Origin of the sequence: Rufibacter latericius (assembly GCF_003721515.1) — a bacterium.
In the GTDB taxonomy this organism is placed as follows: Bacteria; Bacteroidota; Bacteroidia; order Cytophagales; family Hymenobacteraceae; genus Nibribacter; species Nibribacter latericius.
The window spans coordinates 444,108-461,633 of sequence record NZ_RJJD01000008.1; the positions used below are offsets into that span (position 1 = coordinate 444,108).

Consider the following 17,526-nt stretch of genomic DNA (forward strand, 5'->3'; position numbering starts at 1 on the left):
AGAAGAGCCCGCCGGAAATACCAGCGGGCTCTTCTGTTTGATAATGCATTAAACGGTTTAAGGCTGTTTTGGCAAAAGCTGGCTTAAAACGGTAGCGGCATGGTCAACGGCTGGTTTGTCTCGAAGTCATATAGTGTCTGTAGGCGCAGGTTGTAGTAGGCATCCCAGAAATTGCGCAGGGAACTCACGTAGCTGCGGCGAGCCGAGTCACGCTCAGTAGCAGCCTGGTTCAGCTCCAACAGGTTTATCTTTCCCCCCAGGTAACGGTCTTTCGCGCCTAGGTACCTACGCTCGGCCAAACCATTGGCTTGCTGAGCGATTTTCATCTGCTCTCTAAGCATTTTAAAGCGTTTTACCTGCAGGAATACGTCTTGCTCAAAGCTTACGCGCTGCTGTTCTAGATTGGCTTTCACCAATTTCAGGTTGGCTTTGGCGGTTCCTATTCTAGACTTGTTGCGGCCCCAGTCCATTAATGGAACGCTAAACCCCAGATTGACCCGTTGCTGATCTGTAGGATCTTGATACACCGGTCCCAGGGAGCCCGCCCGCTGGGTTAAGCCATATTGCAGAAAAAGATCAGCATTGACACCCGCACTGGCCTCGGCCCAATCTAAGTTACGCTCGGCGTCTATCTCTTCCCGCTTGATCCCAATCATGCGGGATCGGTTCTCGCGGGCCTGCCTTAACGCCATCTCCTCACTCACTTCAAACTGTGGGATGAGGTCTGGCGGAAGTAACCGAATGGGGTACGTCTCGGTGAAACCCAGGTATGTTTTCAGGCGCAGCGTGCTGGTCTCAATATCCAGCTTAGCTTGCTCCAAACTTTGTTTGGAGGTAAGAAGACTTAATTCCAGCTGCAGCAATTCGTTTACGCTTATTTTGGCGTCGTAGAAGCGGGTTTGGGCAATTTTGAAGAGGGTGTCATTGTTGGCCACGTTCTTCTGGGCAATGTCATACCCAATCTGGCTTTGCAACTGCGAGAAGTACAGGTCAGTGGCCCGAATGGCAATGCGCTCCATTTCTTCCCAGAAGTTACGCTTGGCTTCCTCATACCGAAGGGGCTCGGTTTTACGGTCCCATTTCAAGCCGTTGTGGTTGAAAATAGGTTGGCGCAGCGTTACTACTACCGGGTTGGAGGCATAGATAAAATTATGTCCATTGGTTTGGGAGAAGTTATCTACCCGGTTCAGCTTAGAATCAATAGCAATGGTGCCTCCGGTTAAGCCGATGTTCTGTTTTAGCTCTAAATGCCCTGAATAAATGGCAGATTGAACAGGTACAAAGTTTACCCGCCCTTCAGGGTCTGTTATGGCTTCATAATCTTTGGTATAGGACGGCAACGTTGCATACAAAGCTAATTGGGGCAGGTAATTGCTTTTGTAGGTCTGGTACTGCCAGGTGCGGTTTTCCAACTGGGTAATGGCCTGCTGGTAGTTAGGAGAAAGCTCCCGGGCCATTTTGATTACCTCTTCCAACGTCAGTCGGCGGGTGCCGGGCTCCTCGGTGTCGGTAAGCAGAGCCGCTTCTCTCTGTTGGGCGACGGCCGTTGACCCCATCAGGAAAATGCCTACCACTCCCACCCAGGAAAGGGCGCGGCCAGCTTTTGCTACTCGTTTTAAAATACGCACGTTCACTTCTAAAATCTGTATTAATTTACTTCTGGATATTGTAAAAGCATTTAGCTTCGGCACTGTTTTCCTAAAACAATGCCGAAACGAAGCCATTGATCTCCAATCCTTATCCGCGCATTTCGCGCTCAATGTCTTCCAGGGTCAAGGGAATGTTCTCCATCAGGTCTACCGGACCATTGTGGGTGATGAGAAGATCGTTTTCCAGCCTGATGCCCAGGCCTTCTTCCCTGATGTAGATGCCCGGCTCGCAGGTGAACACCATGCCTTCCTCAAACGGACGGTATTTGTCGCCCACGTCGTGCACGTCCAGTCCCAGGAAGTGCGAGGTCCCGTGCGGGAAGTATTTCTTGTAGAGCGGTTGCGCGGGGTTCTGGTTGTTGACGTCGGCTTCGGTGAGCAGGTCCAGTTTGATGAGTTCGTTTTCCATCACCTTGCCCACGAACTGGTGGTATTGGTCCAAGGTGTTGCCGGGTACCAGCATCTGCTTGGCGGTGTTCATCACGTGCAGCACGGCGTTGTAGACATCGGCCTGCCGTGAAGTGAATTTGCCATTCACGGGAATGGAGCGGGAAAGATCGGCGGCGTAGTTCGCGTACTCGGCCCCGAAATCCATGAGCAGCACATCGCCGTCCTGGCACTCTCTGAAGTTATCTACGTAGTGCAGGATGCAGGCATTAGCGCCCGAGGCGATGATGGACCCGTACGCCGGCCCGCGGGAGCGGTTGCGCAGGAACTCATGGCTGATTTCGGCCTCAATCTCGTACTCCATCACGCCGGGTTTCACGAACTTGAGCAAGCGGCGGAAGGCTTTCTCGGTGATGTTGCAGGCGGTGCGCATCAACTCAATCTCGCGCGGGTGCTTGATGGAGCGCAGATAGTGCAGGTGCGGCGAGCTGCGGTGATAGCTGTGCAGCGGGTATTTCTCTTTTATTTTCTTGATGAACCGCGCATCGCGGGTTTCAACCTCCACCACGGCGCGCAGGTGCTCGTTGGTGTTGAGGTATACGTTCTCGGCGAACGGCATGAGCGAGTTCAGGATGGAGTCAAACTCATGGGTCCAGAAAATAGTCTGGATGCCGGAAACCTCACGGGCCTGCTCTTTCGTAAGCTTGTAACCTTCCCAGGTAAGGATGTGGTCGTTGGTCTCGCGCACGAACAGAATCTCTTTGAGGCGTTCTTCACGGGCATCGGGGAAAAGAATCAGCACACTTTCCTCCTGGTCTATACCACTCAACCACAGCAGGTCGTTGTTCTGCCGGAAAGGCATGGTGCCGTCGGCGTTGGTGGGCATCACATCATTGGAATGAAAGATGGCCAGCGACTGAGGCTTGAGGTAAGGAGTGAATTTTTGGCGGTTGTGGATGTAAAGGTCTTTCCCGATAGACTCGTATTTCATGGCGGTACGTTTGGGTAATGAATGTCGCTTTAGCGCGATGCGGTTTCAGGCCTGCTTTTCTGAAATCGGCCCTGAAACCCTCCTTTTTAAGCCTTAAATGTATGACTTTAAACCGTAATATGCAGGCATATAGCCTTCATTTAATCAATTGAACGTGAGGGTTTGTACTATATTATTTTTTTTGTGTGCCTTCTTAATAGCCCGCTCTCAGAGCTGTGCCGCGCAGGCTCCGGAACGGTATTGGGTCCTCTTCAAAGACAAACCTCAGGCGATTACGGCCACTTCCTTGGTAAGTGAAACGGCCCTGCAACAGCGTCGGCTCCAGCACCTTCCCCTCTCCCAGTCCTCTGACCAGCCGGTGCACCAAGTTTACCTGGACAGCCTAGCCGCCCTAGGCATCAAGGTGAATTCTGTCTCCAAATGGCTGAACGCCGCGGCAGTAACCGTTAAGAACCCGGCGCAGATAAGTTCCCTGAAGCAGGCTTCTTTTGTGCAGGAACTGCGCCCCATTACCGGTTACTTTCTCCCCCAGCAGACTTCGCCCTTCAAACCACAGTTTGTCAGTAAAGCCCTGACCCAGCTTAAGCCTGAGGCCATTTTTGCGGCTGGGCTCACCGGCCAGGGGGTGAAAGTAGGCGTGATTGATGCCGGCTTTTTTGAGGCACCCAAAAAGGCAGGGCTGAAACTTATTTTTGAAGAAGGTCGCCTGAAAGCCTACCGGGATTTCCTGGAACCGAGCCAGAGCCAGAACTTCAACAAACGCGAAAGTTTCCTGGATTCTCACGGCACCGATGTGCTGCTCTGCCTGGGCGGCTCTGATCCCAAAGACAAGGTATTAAGCGGATTTGCCCCCGAGGCTGATTATTACCTGGCCCGTACCGACCACGGCAGCCGCGAGGAGCGCATTGAGGAGGAATACTTTGTGAGGGCCCTGGAGTGGATGGATAGCCTGGGCGTGCGCCTGGTGAATTCGTCGTTGGGTTATGGGACCGGTTTCGACAAACCAGAGGAAAACTACCGGCCCGAGCAGATGGATGGCAGCAGCTACATTGCCCGCGCCGTGCAGATGGCCGTGGAACAGAAAGGCATGATGCTGATCATTGCGGCCGGAAACGACGGGGGTAACAAGAAATGGCAGGTGGTGAATACTCCCGCCGATGCCGCCGGTGTGCTCACCGTAGGTTCCACCGATTTTTCTTCCTGGACCAAACAAGGCTACAGCAGCATCGGCCCGACTTTCTTGCCCTACCTGAAACCCGATGTGGTGTGTTTCGCGTCCTCGGGTACGTCTTTTTCGGCGCCTATTATTACGGGACTAGCTGCCTGCCTTCTGGAAGCAAACCCAACCCTCACCCCCGCCCAGCTAACCGATATCCTCCGCCGGAGCAGCCATCTTTACCCTTACGGGAACAACTTCGTGGGCTTCGGAGTCCCGGATGCCGGTAAGGCGCTGGAACTGGCGCAGGGTAGCAAAGTTCAAATAAAAGCGGAGGCTCCTATCCAGGTACAGGGTAATCGGTTCGTTTTCAGAACCAGGGAGGTGGGTGGAATTTCCGAAAACGGCGGCATTGTGTTGTTCCGGAAGGAATCTGAAACCAGGGTCATGAAGCAACAGAAACTCTCCGCGCACCTCAAAAAGATAGTAGTAAACCGGTTGCCCGGCGAGACTCATACCACTTTGCAGGTAGGGCCTAAAGTGATGGAACTGGTTTGGCAGTAACCTTAAGGTTTTGGGAGAGAAAAGTACCGGCCTGCTTTATTGCCATCTACTGACCTGAGGGAACCCCAAGGTTGTTTCAGGGTCATTTTCAGGAAAACAGCCCTAAAGCGGAACCTGGAAAATAACGCGAGACTACCAATTTCCCACGGGCACAACGGTATTATTGGTGACCATGAAGGGAATTTTCAGCCGGCAGGATACTTTCCTGTTATTCTGCATGGCGGGGTTCCAGGGGGGCATCTGTTGAAAAACAGTCAGAAGAGCCTCGTCTAGGCCGGGGTGCACTTTCTGTTCTAATTCCAAAGATTGGACTTTCCCTTGGGAGTCCACGATGAAGTTCAACACAATGGTGCCGGAGGCCTTGTCTTGTTTTGCATTCTCTGGATACTGGATGTTTTTGGCGATATATTTCTGAAGACTTCCCGGACCACCTGGAAATTCCGGACGCTGTTCGGTGGAAAGGTATACTTTCTCTTCTAACACCTCCTCGGCCCAGGGCCTTCTCTCTCCTTCGGTGACTTCGTAGGAAAAGGAATGGATGACGGGCACTGCTTTTCCGGCCTGTTTTGCGGGTTTCCAGAGGGGCATTTCCTCCAGTGCTTTGATTACCACCCGGCTGAAGTCTGGGTGCAGCGGCCTGATTATCTTGACATCTTTCACTTTCCCGGTTTCAGAGATGAGAAACTCAGCTTCGAAGATTCCGGCCACCTTCATCCGGTTGGCGTCTTCCAGAGAGGCTTTGTGTACTTTCATGAACTCCCACATGGCTTGTTCGCCTCCGGGAAATTCAGGTAATTGATTCAAACTCGCGGTTGGTTTTTGGCTGGCTTTGCCGGCCAGCGTTGCCTTGGCGGCATTCTGCCCCGACACCATGGCCAGGGCCTCGCTTGCGGAAGATACGGTCTTTACTTGGGCGGGCCCTCCTTTCTGCAAGGTAATGGCGTTTTTGGCCACTGAGAAAGACAGCTCTCTTTGCACGCTTACCAATTTGCCCTGCACCTTGCCGGGCCGCCAGGCTGGCATTCGCTTGAACACGTCTATCATAGCCTCCTCCACCGCCGGATGCAGCGGTTCCTTCACCTGTACTCTTTCTACCTCACCCCATGAATTAATCACGTATTGGATGGTGAGGGTACCCTTTACCTGGTCTTTTATGGCGGTTTCTGGGTAAACGATGTTCTCAGAGAAGTACTTTACAAGGGCTGGTCGGCCTCCTGGGAAACTTGGTTCCTGGTCGGCGGTATGGTACACGCGCCCGGCCAGGAATATCTTTTCCTGCTCCTCATCGGTAATGTACTGCTCCCCACTTTTCACCCCGAAAATAAAGCCAAACGTGACCGGCACAGCCTTCTCCTGTTTCTCATTCACTTGCCAGGTGGGCATATTTTTCAAGGCTTTTATCACCGTCTGTTCAAAGGTGCGGTGCGGCGGCTTCAGAACATTCACCTCGGCTATTTTCCCTTTTTCGGAAATCACAAAATGCACTGCGAAAACGCCCTCCAGGTTCAGGTCTCGGGCTGCTTGCACAGACACGCCATTTTCCTTCATATATTCCCAAAAGGCCTTTTCCCCGCCCGGAAACATCAAAGGCCAGTCTTCCTTCGGGTTGTCCTCCTTTTTAGTTAAGCCAGAATTATCCAGAACAGTCTCAATGACATCCTTGGTGGTGAGTCCTTTCCAAACAACTTTAAAAGGTACCGACGATCTTACGGCTACGGGTTGCCCGTTCTGCATTCCGGGTTTCCAGTCGGGCATGGAAGAGACTACCCGCACCAGTTCCTGGTCCAGGCTGGGCAAGAGTTTTTTTACAATTTCCACCTGGGTTACTTTGCCTTCTTTGGAGATGACGAAAGAAGCCACCATGCTCCCGTTGACAGAGTCTTGGGTGATACCCAGGTTGATGCGAAAATTGCCGGCCAGGTATTTCAGCATGGCAGTCTGCCCTCCGGGAAACTCAGGCATCTGCTCCGCGGTCACATACACTTTCTCGGCCAAGGGCTTTTCTTGGGCAGCCAGAGACCGGACCGCACAAACCGCAACTAAAAGCAAAATCAGGAACTTGAAACCTTTGGTTTGAAGAAAGGGCCAAGAGAGGCAGAATGCTCTATTTGTCATTATGGGGTTGGGTAGAGAAGTGTCTGAGGGCGAAAGGCAGACCTGAGTAGGAAATTTTCACTTCAGGGCCTTATTCACGTATCAATATAGGATAAATCATCTATATATTTTAACAGATATCTAAGAATCTAATATCCTTCCACGGCTTAAGTTACCTATGGCCACCTTTATCCGGCTTAGAGGCTGCGCTCCCCTTGGCAAGATGGGAGTTTGCTATTTTTTCTCCCCAGATTCCCTCTTTTACTTTCTTCAGGCGCCGGCGCTCTGTAGTTGTGCGGGAAGAATGCTACTTTTGGGGTACTCATATGAAGATAGGATACGACGCGAAACGGGCTTTCACCAATACCTCGGGCTTAGGAAACTACAGCCGCTTTATTATCTCGGGCATGATGGCCCATTATTCCCAGAACGAGTACGCGCTGTTCACCCCTCGCAGGAATGACTTGTTCAAGGACTTTTACCCGCCGTTGGCCAAAACGCAGGTCGTGTTGCCCAATGGCCTTGGAAAGCGATTCTCTTCTATCTGGCGCACCTTCGGGCTCAGGGGCGCTATGCCCAGGCACGGTATACAGGTTTACCACGGCCTTAGCAACGAACTTCCGTACGGGCTAGACCGGCATAAAACCAAGTTGGTGGTCACCATCCATGACCTTATCTTTCTGCGCTTCCCGGAGTTATACCCCACGCTTGACCGCTACATTTACCGCCGCAAATTCAAGGCGGCCTGCGAAAGCGCCCACCAGATCATTGCCATCAGTGAGCAGACGGCGCAGGACCTGGAGGAGTTCTTTGGGGTAGGGCGCGAGAAAGTACAGGTCATTTACCAAGACTGTGACCCCGTTTTTCAGCAGATTTCCGGAAAAGAGGCTCTAAACGCCGTGAAGGAAAAGTATGGGTTGCCGGCAGAGTTTATTCTTTGCGTGGGTACGCTGGAGCGGCGTAAAAACCAGGTCCATCTATTAAAGGGCTGGCACGCCGCCGGGGCTCCTATTCCGCTGGTCTTCATCGGGCGCAAAACCGATTATCACAAAGAGATGCTGGCCTACATCAGGGAACACTCCCTGGAGAAAAAGGTGGTGTTTCTGCCCTATATCCCGTTCCAGGAATTGCCGCTTATCTACCAAATGGCCACCTTGTTCGTGTATCCTTCCATCTTTGAGGGATTCGGGATCCCAATTGTGGAGGCCTTGAACAGCGGGGTTCCTGTGATCACCTCTACTGGTTCGTGCTTCTCGGAGGCGGGCGGGGCAGGCACACGCTACGTGTCTCCTTCCGATACTGAGGAATTGGCGCAGGCCATTCAAGAGGTTTTATCCAGCCCAGATCTACAGAAACAGATGATCAAACAAGGCTTGGAGCACGCCCAGATTTTCCGGCCTCAGGTGACTCTTCCGCAATTACACCAGGTGTACGAACAGGTGCTGGCGCAGTAATAAAAGCCGGCTTGTCTTTTAAGCGTGGTTTAAAGAAACTGGCCTTAAAGCGCGTGCTCATTCCGTGCCTAGGAGGGATAAAATGGAAAAAAGGGGTTCGTATCTTATTCCTCCCCAAGTCTGGGCAGGTTTAGGGTCATGTGCAGGATGGGGTGTGGCCGATTCATGCCGTCTAGGGGAGATCGGTCCTCCACCTGAAAACCCAGGTGCCGGTAAAAACCGAGGGCCTGCTCATTTTCTTCGTTCACGTCTACCTTGGTGACTTTCTGGTGCCGGATCACATGCTGTACCAGCCGCGTGCCCACCCCTTTTCCCCGGGCCGAAGGGTGCAGAAACAGCATTTCCAGCTTGCCGGCGGCTGCCCCGGCAAACCCTAAGATCTGCCCTTGGTCTGTGCGGGCGCAGGTGAGGGCCATTTGCCGAAGGTACTCGTGCAGAATGATGGGTCGGTAGTATTGGATTTCATCCTCAGACACAAAATGATGCGTCGCCCTCACCGATGCTTCCCACAGGTCTACCAGCGCGGGGTATTCTTTGGGTAAAACTGTATCTAAACGGATGACGGAGGTTCCTGAACGGTACATTTTGTGGGTGTTTCTTTATATGACATATGAAACCGATCCCTACCCTATCGCCTTTCTGAAAATGCCAGAAAACGATAGATTCCTTCCTGGGCTTTAAACGATGCAGACCCCCTGTAAAATTGCAGCGCGGGCTTTCTAAATCTTCATCTTTTCACACCAATCCTCCGTACCTTTGCAGGCTGCTTTCCTGAAAACATGCAGGAAACGGCGCTAACGTGTTTTACTTGTAAACGCAACCCATACATTGACAAAAATACCTGATTACCATATCCATACCTTATCTAACGGAATCAGAGTGCTGCACAAGCAGGTTCCGCATACCAAGATTGCGCACTGTGGCTTTATGATGGACATTGGCTCCCGCGATGAACTGCCCCACGAGCAAGGCCTGGCCCACTTCTGGGAACACATGGCATTCAAAGGAACCCAGAAACGGAAATCGTTCCACATCCTGAACCGGCTGGAAAGCGTGGGCGGCGAACTGAACGCCTATACCACCAAAGAGAAGATCAGCTTTTACGCTTCGGTTTTGGAAAACCACTTCGAGAAGGCGTTTGATCTGCTCACCGATATCACCTTCAACTCTACCTTTCCTTCCAAGGAGATTGAGAAAGAGCGCGGCGTGATTCTGGAGGAAATGGCCATGTACCTGGACACCCCCGAGGACGCCATCATTGACGAGTTCGATGCCGTGGTGTTCCAGAACCACCCGCTGGGCTACAACATTTTGGGCACCCGCGAGAGCGTGAGCGGTTTCACCCGTGAGGACTTCCAGGCCTTCATTGACCGCAACCTCAGCACCGACAAACTGGTGTTCTGCTCGGTGAGCAACTGGCCCATTGAACGCGTGGTGAAACTAGCCGAGAAGTACCTGGGCCACCTACAGAGCAAAATCCAGCCCCGGGAGCGCCTGCTTTTCCAGGCGTACCAGCCGCAGACCCTGGTGGTAGAAAAAGCCATCCAGCAGGCGCACTGTGTGATTGGGTGCCCGGCTTATCCGCTTTCTGACCCGCGCCGGCTCACGTTCTTCATGCTGGTGAACATTCTGGGCGGCCCCGGCATGAACTCGCGGCTCAACCTGGCGGTGCGCGAGAAACACGGCCTGGTGTACACCATTGACGCCAACTATGCCACCTACGTTGACACCGGCCTCTTCGGGATTTACTTCGGAACGGAGAAAAAACAGCTGAAACGCACCACTGGGCTGGTCTTGAAGGAACTGAAGCTGCTGCGCGAGAAACCCATGGGATCGGTGCAGCTCCATACCGCTAAGGAACAATTGATGGGCCAACTGGCCATGGCCGAGGAAAGCAACATGGGCTTTATGATGATGATGGGCAAAAGCATCCTTGACCTGAACACCATTGAAAGCCTGAACGACATCTTCGGGCAGATCAGGAAAGTGCAGGCCAACGATCTTCTGGGAATGGCCCAGGAAACCCTACGGGAAGAGAACCTGAGCTTCCTGCAATATGTACCCAATTAAACACTTGATTTAATTTATTAATCTATTTACGAAAAGGCTGCCAATGGCAGCCTTTTTCATTATAAGGGTCTTTTATTAAAACTACCTTCAATTCATTACATAGGCGCAAATGAATATGATCTCTATTAATATGTAGTAAATTTAACTACTTCTTATTATTCCATTCTACTCTCACTATCAAGAAACAATAGAAAGTAATTACACCAAAACAACCTCCGTATTAACACGATTTATTCTAGACTTTTCGCATCCATCAAGCTTTCATAATTAAGATTTACTGGCTGCTTTATACACGTTTTTACAAAGTCCCCTTAAAGGAATTCTTGTCTATTTAATGTCGCTACATATAATTAAATTTTACTAATCCTACATTATACCAACAAAACACAAAACCTTTTTTACAAGTGTTCTTTTTGGCTTTTTAAATAAATTTAATTACATATTTTACGAAAGGCTGCTTGCACACACAATTTTTTATACATAAAATAGCCTATCATTTAACCTAACCCCCAATAAGCAGTATGAAGAAAAATTACAAGATCAGACTCCTCGCGTTCGCTTTATTATTAGGCGGCACCTCGTGTTCTGTAAGCGAAGATGAAGTGGTAGAGAAAGCGCAAGTCTCTAAAGAAACGTTGCAGCAAATCTATGACATGGGCTTCGGGACGACTGATGTCAAAGCCGTTGATGGCGGCTACCTGGTAGAAGGTGACATCTTCTTAACCGATGAGCAACTGAACACCAAGCAAGATGGCAAATTCCTGCGCGTTGGTGAGACCGAACAGTACCGTACCTCCAACCTGGTAAGCGTAGGAAGCGGACGTACCATCAACGTTGCCATTACTACTTCTTTGCCTAGTTCTTATGTCACTGCTCTGGACGAGGCTATCCGGCGCTATAATGCAGAAAACCTGCTCATTAAGTTCAGAAGAGTGTCTTCAGGCTATAATATTCTGTTGTCTAAAGCCCCCACCGGTTCTTCTTACCTGGCTTCTGCCGGTTTCCCTTCAGGTGGAAATCCTTACAACAAAGTACTGGTAAACTCAGATTACATGGGTTCCAACCCCGGAACCAATTACCTGGCTACCATCCTGGCACACGAACTGGGCCACACCATCGGGTTTCGCCACACTGACTATATGGACAGAAGCTATAGCTGCGGTGGTGCCTACACCAATGAAGGTGCCAGTACCGTAGGCGCTATCCATATCCCAGGCACGCCCACCACAGCCGATGCCACTTCCTGGATGTTGGCTTGCGTGGCCACAGGCCAAAACCGTCCGTTCAATTCAAACGACCGTACGGCTCTAAATTATCTTTATTAATTTCTTAATCGTTGTTAAAAAAGCTTGTCTTTTTTAACCAAAAAGTATAGCTCCTTTATAGGCAATAAAATATCTGAATTGGGTTTCCATCAAAAACCTAAAAGGTATTTTATTGCCTATCTCAACCTAAGCTAAACTACCAGTATTTTTAAATCTTTTTGTCAACTTTTAATCAACCTTGTTTTACCTTTTCCGTTAGAAACTTCACGAAACTTTTACCCTTGTTCGTTTATCACAACTCCCCTATTTTTAAACGATAACAAAACCTACTACAATCGTAGATTCCCTTTTTTTTACGGTGTTTGTTTTCAAATAGATCACACTTTACTTTTTACCCTTGATTTGTTTGCATTTCCAGAAAAATGGACTCGAATCAATTCACTTCTTTACCACCAAACAAAATTTTTTCTCACACTTTAACCAAACCTAACCAAACAAATTATGAAGTTAACTCACACCCTTAAATTGGCTGCAGTAGCCTTAGTACTTGGTTTCTCTTCCTGTTCTTCTGCAGAGGAAGAAATTGTTGAAAAAGCTGCTGTTTCAAAAGAAACACTGGCAAAAATCTATGAAATGGGCTTCGGGACTACCGATGTGCAGGTAGTGGAAGGTGGCTATCTGGTAGAAGGAGACATCCTTTTGACTGACGCCGAATTGAATGCTAAACATGATCACAAATTCCTGCGCGTTGGTGAAACAGAGCAGTACCGCACCACCAACCTGGTAAATGCCGGTACCGGCCGTAACATCACCATCTCTATTGACCCAACGTTGCCCTCTACCTACGTAACTGCGCTTGATGCCGCTATTGCCCGTTACAATGCGCAAGGCTTGTTGATTACCATGAGCCGCGTAGCTACGGGTGGCAATATCTACCTGAAGGCAGCTCCTAAATCAGCACAGTATTTGGCTTCGGCAGGTTTCCCGGTAAATGGCAACCCGCACAACCAAATCCTGATCGCTACTCGTCACATTGGCACAAACCCTAACCAAAACTGGTTCGCTACCATCCTGGCGCACGAAATCGGTCATTGCATTGGTTTCCGTCACACTGACTACATGGACAGAAGCTATAGCTGCGGTGGTTCTTACACCAACGAAGGTGCCAGCACAGTGGGTGCGATCCACATTCCAGGCACGCCAACTACCGCTGACGCCACTTCCTGGATGTTGGCTTGTATCGGATCTGGCCAGAACCGTCCGTTCAACGCCAATGACGTAACTGCACTTAAGTACTTGTACTAGTCAATATAAAAAGCATTGAGAAAATGGCCTCCAGCATACTGGAGGCCATTTTTGTTTTCAACTGGTTCAGTTTTCGAAATTACTTCAGCCTGTGGCGGAGTAAACCATTGCCTGAAAACCCTGACGATTCACTTCTTCTCTCCCTGTTTTCTATTTCCGAATTTCACTTATGCTAGGGTCTTTCTACCAACATTCCGGGGTTTTGGCTTCCTTTTGGCAAAACACCGCTTAAGCTTGCAAGCACCACCAACCTCTTTCCTGAAATCCTGCCTTGACTCCTTCTGCCGAAAGCCTCCGTTTCAAGGCTATTTTCCTAAAAGCAAGCCTTAAACGTTGTAGCCCAGTTTTACTCTCCTCTTTACAGCAGGATGACTTTGGCTTGGGTAAGCGCCCCGGCTGACGAAAAGACTTTGACAAAATAGGCTCCGGGGCTGATGCCTTTGGTATCAATTACCTTAATGGAGCCATCCTGGGAGTATTCCCTGATCAGCCGGCCCATTTGGTCATAGAGGAAAATAGTGTTCACGCCATCGTCCTGCGTAATAATATTCAACTCGCCCCCGGCCAAATTAGGGTTTGGATATACCTGGATGTAGTTGGCAGGGGTGTAGAAAAGGCTTTCTTCGGGACTGTAAAAGGTGTTCCCGGTGTTGGTGACCATCTTAACCCGGTATTCATTCTTTCCAGAGAGGGGAGCTACATCCTGCAGCACAAATCTGGTTTGTTGCCCAACTTCAAGGGTCTGAATAGGCTGGAAGGCACCGGCAACTTTCTTCTCCAGGTACATGGCCTCTATTCCGAACACGGTGCTGATTTGCAGGTCCAGGATAACTGAATCTGACACGAAGTGCCTCGGCAGGAAACTGATGATGTAGCAACCAACGCCTTGCTGGGTATAATCAAGGGTAAGGCTGCGCTGCCCAGGTTTACCGTTTACCAACGGGGCCACCGCATAAAGCAATCCCGGATGTTGGCTTTTCTGAAAAGCCATGACCGTATCGGCTGTTTGGGCCACCGGCTCCAGGTATTGAGGACCTAAGGCGTACACCTGGTAACCATCGGCTCCTTGGGTTTTAGGCCAGAAAAGCATGAACTCATCGCCACACTGGTACCCTACTTTCAGAGACAAGGTAGGCCCTATCATAAACTGACCCGTTCCATAAATTTCGTTGCCCACTACCATGCGCATCTGGGCCAGCGCTATGGTATCCGGAAAAGCGACATCAAAAGCCTCCGCTGAAAGGGGTATGTTTTCTCCCAGCGTTTGCCATTCGGCCCCGGCACCCGCCCATTTGAATTCCAACTTCCCTTTAGCGCCGTCTTTCACGGGAAGTATCCAACGCAGCCGGTTCTTCTGTCCGCTTTCTAGTTGACTTCCGGTGGTAGGATATCCCCAAGAAAAGGCTTTCTCCACTTCATAGACCACGCTGTATTCCTGCGCCCCTTCCACCTTGAAGCCGCTCACCTGCACCTCATATTCACCAGCCCCCGGGTTAGACACCGTTACCTGCTCCACGTTGTTCAGGTGATCGGCTTGGCGGCGGGCGGGTGCCAGCAGGGAATCTTTGTGGGCGAAGGTACTCAGGCCCCAGGGCAGCCATTTCTTTCCTGTTGTCACTGACTTTAAAGAAAGATCAAGGTCTTGAATCAAGGCTTTCTCAGCCGAAGGAGATCCCTCCCGGTCTTGCCACACCAGGGTAACCTTCACTTTGGCCGTACCCGCAGGCACCTTGAACCGGAGGGTGCGGGTAGTTGCCTGGGTTACCTCTCCTGTCGCGTACCTTTTGTCAAGGACAGATTGCACCGCACCCAGAGCATCGGCATTCCCGAAACCAGCGGCATAATCCACCTCGGGGCGGCCTTTGTCATCGGCGGAATTGATGAGGGCGGCTTTGACCAGGGCGGAAGGAGGGAAAGCGCCCCCATTCTGCCTCCGATAGGCATCCTGCACCACCAAAGCAATTCCTGACACCACCGAAGCGGCCTCTGAGGTTCCGGCCTCGCCAAACGCTACCAACTCTGGTTTGATACGCCCGTCATACGTAGGCCCTTTTGAACTCAACATACTCACTTGTCCCGAGGTGTCAATGGCGCCCACGCTCAGCGTATTCTTGGAAACCTTGAACTGCCCGGTCAGATTAGCGAAACCCGAAATCTTGGCGTACGGGCCTTCTTCGGCGGCCTGGCTTCCAGAATTCCCAGAGGAGAACACATGTAGCAATGCCGGAAGTTGGCGCGATTGCTGGTCATAGGCCTGGCTTTCCAGACCATAGTAATTCTCCACCCCAACACCATAGGAATGGTTCTGCACCGATACCCCCTGCGTTTTCAGCAGGTCAGTGTTATCTGGGAGCAGGTTGGAGAAATCGGCGGCGGTGAGCCGGCTCTGCCAGGCTACGCCTCTACTGGAGGAGGAAGTATTTCCCGCGCCGGCAATTAAGGTGGCCATGCTGGTGGCATGCGGGGTAGCCAATTGGGTGAAGCCAGAGGAAGGAAGCACCCGGGCTTTGAAATCTATATCGGTAGAGTCAAAGGGCTGCTCTTTCACTGAAACCACCAGGTTTTGGCCGTGCAGGTCGGGGTATTGGAGGTGGAGGGCTTCCACCCGGTTCACGCGCAGGTCTGCGTTCTGCAGGTACGCCTCTTCCCGAGCTTTCCGGTTAGGCACGTCAATAAACTCCACCCAGGGACTCTGAGCTAAGGTTTCCAGGTTCTTCGGATTGATTTTCTCCAGAAAGTAAACTTGGGACAGTGAGGTGGTGTGGACCGGTATCTGGGGTAAGGCGGTTTTGATCCAGGCCAGAAACTGCTTCTGGTCTTTTACCTGAACCCGCACCTGGGCTGACTTCCGCATGTGGCTTGCCTGCCGCAGGACCGGAGCGAGCTTGCCTTGTTTTCTAGGTATTGCCTGATGCTGACCCAGGGCAGTAAACGAAAGGAATACCAGCCCTGCCCCACATACCCATCGTCCTAAAATATTACTAGTAAAGAATTGCCCCATCCGGTAATCATCTCGTCTGCATAAAAAGATAATTTACCGGGTATTCTTCAGGAATACAAACCAATACGCTTAAAATAAATCGGCTTGCCTTAAAAAAAGGATTTGCCAGGAGCTACTAATGGTGCAATTCGGCTATTTCAGATTTGCTTATTTGCATATTGGCGAAAATCTTCCGTTTTGGGCTGGTTTTCTGAAAAGAGGCCCAAAACGGAAACAGGAAAATTCATTAAGCTATAGAAGCCATAGCCTTATTGTGCACCTTGGAGTTACCCGGAGCAAATAGCAGAAAAAGCCTTACACCACCATTGCCCCGTCGTACACCTTCAGGAACTCGGCTAGTTTGTCTAAGGTCAGGTCAAGTTCTTCCACCATGGGCAGGTATACTACCCTGAAATGGTCGGGTTGGGGCCAATTAAAGCCGGTTCCCTGCACCAGCAGCACGTGCTGATCAATGAGCAGGTCCAGCACCAGTTTCTCGTCTGACTGGATGTTGAACTTCTTTACATCGATTTTAGGGAACATGTAAAACGCCCCGGATGGCTTCACACAGGTGATACCCGGAATGGAGGTTAGTTTTTCGTAACACACTTCGCGCTGCTTGTGCAATCGGCCAGTGGGCAACACCAGATCGGTAATGTTCTGGTAACCGCCTAAGGCCGTCTGGATCGCGAACTGCGAGGGCACGTTGCTGCAGAGGCGCATGCTGGCCAAGGCATTCAGTCCCTCCAGGTAAGAACTGGCGATAGCTTTGTTCCCCGAGGCCACCATCCAGCCGGCCCTGAACCCGGCGGCCAGGTAGTTTTTGGAGAGTCCGCTGAAGGTCAGGCAAAAGATATCCTCGGCGAAAGCGGCAGTGGAATGGTGCACTACCCCATCGTACAGAATCTTGTCGTAGATTTCATCGGAGAAAATGATGAGTTTGTGCCGCTCGGCAAATTGAACAATCTGTTGCAGCACCTCGGCGGGGTACACGGCTCCGGTGGGGTTATTAGGATTGATGATGACCAGGCCTTTGGTACGGGACGTGATTTTGCTTTCCATGTCCTTCAGGTCTGGGTACCAATCTGAGGCCTCGTCGCAGAGGTAGTGCACGGCTTTGCCTCCGGAGAGCGTTACGGCGGCAGTCCAGAGCGGGTAATCCGGCGCGGGGATCAGGATTTCATCGTCGTTGTTGAGGAGCGCCTGCATGCTCATCATGATCAACTCGCTCACGCCGTTGCCTATGATGATGTCATCTTCGTGCACATTTTGCAGGCCTTTGCTCTGGCTGTAGTGCATGATGGCCTTGCGGGCGGCAAAGACGCCTTTGGAATCGGTGTAGCCTTGGCCGTTGCGCAGGTTCACCATCACGTCATGCACAATCTCGTCTGGCGCCTCAAACCCAAACGGCGCCGGGTTCCCGATGTTCAACCGGGTAATACGGTAGCCTTCCTTCTCCAGGTCCACTGCTTTCTCAAAGATAGGACCCCGGATTTCGTAGAAAACATTGTCTAAACGGGTACTCTTCTGTATCATAATGCCGGGCAAGAAAAACTAAAGATAACGATATACCCTTGCGGAGGAAACTTGTTTTGCGGCTGTTTTCAAAAA

The 17,526-nt window shown here is 50.9% G+C and carries 11 protein-coding genes; 5 read left to right on the top strand and 6 right to left on the bottom strand.

Going from position 1 to position 17,526, the window contains the following annotated elements; genetic code table 11:
* Positions 1-83: 83 nt before the first annotated feature.
* Positions 84-1,628 (bottom strand): TolC family protein, encoded by a 1,545-nt coding sequence (locus EFB08_RS13865; protein ID WP_165864900.1) that lies wholly within the window; start codon positions 1,626-1,628, stop codon positions 84-86.
* Between the two features lie 109 nt (positions 1,629-1,737).
* Complete coding sequence (locus EFB08_RS13870; RefSeq protein WP_123127547.1) at positions 1,738-3,027, bottom strand: aminopeptidase P N-terminal domain-containing protein; 1,290 nt, start codon at positions 3,025-3,027, stop codon at positions 1,738-1,740.
* Positions 3,028-3,208: 181 nt separating this feature from the next.
* Between EFB08_RS13870 and EFB08_RS13875 the strand changes: the two genes are divergently transcribed.
* Complete coding sequence (locus tag EFB08_RS13875) at positions 3,209-4,747, top strand: S8 family serine peptidase (protein ID WP_165864901.1); 1,539 nt, start codon at positions 3,209-3,211, stop codon at positions 4,745-4,747.
* Positions 4,748-4,879: 132 nt separating this feature from the next.
* Here the strand turns inward: EFB08_RS13875 and EFB08_RS13880 are convergent, their stop codons facing one another.
* Positions 4,880-6,862, bottom strand: a complete 1,983-nt coding sequence (locus EFB08_RS13880; RefSeq protein ID WP_123127549.1) for an energy transducer TonB — start codon at positions 6,860-6,862, stop codon at positions 4,880-4,882.
* A gap of 305 nt (positions 6,863-7,167) precedes the next feature.
* On the opposite strand from EFB08_RS13880, the gene EFB08_RS13885 reads away from it, so the two are divergent.
* Positions 7,168-8,295: a glycosyltransferase family 4 protein gene (locus tag EFB08_RS13885; protein WP_123127550.1), complete on the top strand. Its 1,128-nt coding sequence runs from the start codon at positions 7,168-7,170 to the stop codon at positions 8,293-8,295.
* Between the two features lie 104 nt (positions 8,296-8,399).
* Here the strand turns inward: EFB08_RS13885 and EFB08_RS13890 are convergent, their stop codons facing one another.
* Positions 8,400-8,879: a GNAT family N-acetyltransferase gene (locus EFB08_RS13890; protein ID WP_123127551.1), complete on the bottom strand. Its 480-nt coding sequence runs from the start codon at positions 8,877-8,879 to the stop codon at positions 8,400-8,402.
* 253 nt (positions 8,880-9,132) lie between these two features.
* On the opposite strand from EFB08_RS13890, the gene EFB08_RS13895 reads away from it, so the two are divergent.
* The 3 genes from EFB08_RS13895 (at position 9,133) to EFB08_RS13905 (ending at position 12,935) form a co-directional block, all read left to right on the top strand.
* Positions 9,133-10,365, top strand: a complete 1,233-nt coding sequence (locus tag EFB08_RS13895) for a M16 family metallopeptidase (RefSeq protein WP_123127958.1) — start codon at positions 9,133-9,135, stop codon at positions 10,363-10,365.
* Between the two features lie 521 nt (positions 10,366-10,886).
* Entirely contained in the window at positions 10,887-11,690 is an 804-nt protein-coding gene (locus tag EFB08_RS13900; protein ID WP_123127552.1) for a M57 family metalloprotease, read from the top strand.
* 441 nt (positions 11,691-12,131) lie between these two features.
* Positions 12,132-12,935 (top strand): M57 family metalloprotease, encoded by an 804-nt coding sequence (locus tag EFB08_RS13905; protein WP_123127553.1) that lies wholly within the window; start codon positions 12,132-12,134, stop codon positions 12,933-12,935.
* 358 nt (positions 12,936-13,293) lie between these two features.
* On the opposite strand, the gene EFB08_RS13910 is transcribed toward EFB08_RS13905, so the two are convergent.
* Both EFB08_RS13910 and EFB08_RS13915 read right to left on the bottom strand, forming a co-directional pair.
* Positions 13,294-15,789 (bottom strand): S8 family serine peptidase, encoded by a 2,496-nt coding sequence (locus EFB08_RS13910; RefSeq protein ID WP_165864902.1) that lies wholly within the window; start codon positions 15,787-15,789, stop codon positions 13,294-13,296.
* Between the two features lie 441 nt (positions 15,790-16,230).
* On the bottom strand, positions 16,231-17,451 hold the full coding sequence (locus EFB08_RS13915) for a pyridoxal phosphate-dependent aminotransferase (protein WP_123127959.1): 1,221 nt from the start codon (positions 17,449-17,451) through the stop codon (positions 16,231-16,233).
* Positions 17,452-17,526 lie beyond the last annotated feature (75 nt).

What these genes read in the sequence shown, in the direction of transcription:
- EFB08_RS13880 (WP_123127549.1), bottom strand. Translation starts at nt 6,862, where the DNA reads ATGACAAATAGAGCATTCTGCCTCTCTTGGCCCTTTCTTCAAACCAAA.
- EFB08_RS13915 (WP_123127959.1), bottom strand. Translation starts at nt 17,451, where the DNA reads ATGATACAGAAGAGTACCCGTTTAGACAATGTTTTCTACGAAATCCGG.
- EFB08_RS13885 (WP_123127550.1), top strand. Translation starts at nt 7,168, where the DNA reads ATGAAGATAGGATACGACGCGAAACGGGCTTTCACCAATACCTCGGGC.
- EFB08_RS13905 (WP_123127553.1), top strand. Translation starts at nt 12,132, where the DNA reads ATGAAGTTAACTCACACCCTTAAATTGGCTGCAGTAGCCTTAGTACTT.
- EFB08_RS13890 (WP_123127551.1), bottom strand. Translation starts at nt 8,879, where the DNA reads ATGTACCGTTCAGGAACCTCCGTCATCCGTTTAGATACAGTTTTACCC.
- EFB08_RS13900 (WP_123127552.1), top strand. Translation starts at nt 10,887, where the DNA reads ATGAAGAAAAATTACAAGATCAGACTCCTCGCGTTCGCTTTATTATTA.
- EFB08_RS13870 (WP_123127547.1), bottom strand. Translation starts at nt 3,027, where the DNA reads ATGAAATACGAGTCTATCGGGAAAGACCTTTACATCCACAACCGCCAA.
- EFB08_RS13910 (WP_165864902.1), bottom strand. Translation starts at nt 15,789, where the DNA reads ATGCGGAAGTCAGCCCAGGTGCGGGTTCAGGTAAAAGACCAGAAGCAG.